Origin of the sequence: Microcella sp. (assembly GCF_033763155.1) — a bacterium.
Classification (GTDB): Bacteria; Actinomycetota; Actinomycetes; order Actinomycetales; family Microbacteriaceae; genus Microcella.
In genome coordinates, this window is the sequence record NZ_JANRKZ010000145.1 from 1 (window position 1) to 1,584 (window position 1,584).

The 1,584-nt window shown below is 68.4% G+C and carries 2 protein-coding genes; both read right to left on the reverse strand.

Going from position 1 to position 1,584, the window contains the following annotated elements:
• Positions 1-714, reverse strand: a 714-nt coding sequence (gene rfbD / locus SFU54_RS05925) for a dTDP-4-dehydrorhamnose reductase (RefSeq protein WP_319015367.1), incomplete at its 3' end; no start/stop codon positions are given.
• Positions 711-1,584, reverse strand: an 874-nt coding sequence (gene rfbB, locus SFU54_RS05930) for a dTDP-glucose 4,6-dehydratase (RefSeq protein ID WP_319015368.1), incomplete at its 5' end; no start/stop codon positions are given. The genes rfbD and rfbB, both read right to left, overlap by 4 nt.

A 1,584-nucleotide genomic window follows, 5' to 3' on the forward strand; every position in this document is an offset into this window, starting at 1 on the left:
GATCGGCTCGACGTCGGGTGTGGTTTGGCCTGCGAAGATCTCGCGTGCGAAACCGTACCAGGTCGTGTGGCCGGTGCCGGCCAGGTGGTAGAGGCCGGGCTCGTAGCGGGCGGCGGCGCTGATGAGGGCGTTGGCGAGGTCGTCTGCGAAGGTCGGGCAGCCGAACTGGTCGTTGACGACGCGCAGCAGCGGGCGCTCGCGCCCCAGCCGCAGCATCGTCTTGACGAAGTTGGCACCCTCGAGGCCGTAGACCCAGGAGGTGCGGAAGACCATGGCGTGCGGGCAGAACTCGAAGACGGCGCGCTCGCCCGCCTCCTTGGACTGGCCGTAGACGCTCACGGGCGCGACGGGATCGGTTTCGACATAGGGCGTGCGCTTGGTGCCATCGAAGACATAGTCGGTCGAGACGTGAATGAACGGCAAGCCCACGGTCGCGCAGGCCTCGGCGAGGATGCGCGCGCCATCGCGGTTGATGGCGAAGGCGTGGTCGGGCTCGCTCTCGGCGCGGTCGACGGCGGTGTAGGCGGCCGCGTTGATGACGAGGCTCTGCCCTGCCCGCTCGAGCGCGTCGGCGACGAGAGAGGCCTGAGTGATGTCGGCGCTCTCGCGGTCGAAGCAGATGATCGACACGCCGCGACGGTCTGCGACCCGCTCGAGCGCATGGCCGAGCTGGCCGTTTGCGCCAAACACGGCGATGGAGGGCACAGCCTTCACAGCTTCAACCCCAAACGCTCTCCGCGGTACTGGCCGGAGCGCACAGCCTCCCACCAAGGGCGGTTGTCGAGGTACCAGCGGACGGTCTTTTCGAGGCCGCTTTCGAAGGTCTCGCGCGGGCGCCAGCCGAGCTCGCGGCCGATGTGGCCGCAGTCGATCGCATAGCGGAAGTCATGGCCGGGCCTGTCGGTCACGTAGGTGATGAGCCGCGCGTGCGGGGCCCCTCCCGGCACAAGCCGGTCCATGATCGTACAGATCGCGTTGACGACGTCGATGTTGCGACGCTCGGCGTTGCCGCCCAGGAGATAGGTCTGCCCGGGCCGGCCGCGGGTTGCGACCGCGATGAGCCCCTCGGCGTGGTCGTCGACATGGATCCAGTCACGCACGTTCTCGCCCTTGCCATAGACCGGAAGAGGCTTGCCCTCGAGTGCGTTGAGGATCATCAAGGGGATGAGCTTCTCGGGGAACTGGCAGGGCCCGTAATTGTTCGAGCAGTTCGAGACGATGACCGGCAGGCCGAAAGTATCGCCCCAGGCGCGGACCAGGTGGTCGGAGCCGGCCTTGGAGGCCGAATAGGGCGAGTGCGGCGCATAGGCCGTTTCCTCGGTGAAGTGGCCTTCGGGGCCGAGTGCACCGAAGACCTCGTCGGTGGAGATGTGGTGGAAGCGGAAGCGCGCGCGGGCCTCGCCGGACAGGGCCGCGAAGTGCGCGCGGGCGGCTTCGAGCAGACGGTAGGTGCCCACGAGGTTCGTCTCGACGAAGTCGCCGGGCGCGTCGATCGAGCGATCGACGTGGCTCTCGGCCGCGAGGTGCATGACGATGTCGGGCCGCACGCGGGCGAAGGCCTCGCGCAGGGCGGCAGCGTCGCAG